1 protein-coding gene is annotated in these 1,052 nt (G+C 33.9%); it reads right to left on the reverse strand.

Going from position 1 to position 1,052, the window contains the following annotated elements; genetic code table 11:
• Positions 1–80 precede the first annotated feature (80 nt).
• Entirely contained in the window at positions 81–209 is a 129-nt protein-coding gene (locus ACFWE9_RS27080; RefSeq protein WP_290370602.1) for a hypothetical protein, read from the reverse strand.
• Positions 210–1,052 lie beyond the last annotated feature (843 nt).

Genomic DNA, 1,052 nt, shown 5'->3' on the forward strand with positions numbered 1-1,052 from the left:
GAATATAATTTTATAGTTATAAATATGAGTTAGTAGGTGAGCTTTGTGATTTATCTTAATATTTCAAAAAAACATTAAGATTATTCTGCATGTAATATCTTTAATAGAGAGTTACTTTCAGCTTTTACTTCTGGCATATATAGCAAACTGAAGACAAACTCGATGATGATTGATAGTAAAACTTGAACGTTGTGTTGGACTCCAGGCACTCGCTTTCCGCCCGCGGCGCCTCCCTAGGACGCGTATTCCCGCAGGAGTCTCGCACACCCGTTCCAAGCAACTTTGTTTTTGAAGTTTGATAGATCTCTTTTTGACTATAAACAGTTATAATTTCACCTATTTGTTTGTTTTGCTATAATGTCCATAATCTCCTGTATATGCCATGTCTTGCCCTTGTTCCAAGAATATTTCATCTGATTTAGGGTAAATAATATTATCGGAAATGGAGATGATGCCTTTGGTAGAACGCAGAATGTTAAAGGTACGTGGAGAAATGATCGAAGTATCCTCCAGGTATTGTACGAAATATAGTAAATGGAATTGTACTGCTAAACTTCCTAATAGTTCTATAATAGCTTATTGTCGGGATAAGAATAAGCTCCGCGCTGAGACAGTTTCTATGAGTAGGCTATTAATCACTTATGATGACTATAAAATTGTTTGAAAGATTAATAAAAAAAGGCACACAAACCTGAAAATGGTTAGGTGCCTTTTTTATTGATTATTTCTGTAAGTTTAATTATTCACTTTCAAATGCGTTGTACGATTATTAATTCGGATGAAACGCCCTTGTTTATTGTATTCAGGAAGATGTATCAATGTATCGCCAGTATAGAAATAAATATGCATAACAGGTATTTGAAGAAAGCGCATGCGATACAATGGCAATATGTCCATGCCCCCATTATGTCCTCTGCCTACAATTTTTCTGCAATCCACACATTCTTTTAATGAAGAGAAAATGTCTTTTTAGCAGCGCTAATTCCTTAATGAAAAAAGAATGAAACAGATTGTTCAAAAAAAATATCAGAAAATACTGAAATAAATAGTAA

It is taken from the genome of Peribacillus sp. NPDC060253, assembly GCF_042727425.1.
Lineage (GTDB): Bacteria > Bacillota > Bacilli > Bacillales > DSM-1321 > Peribacillus.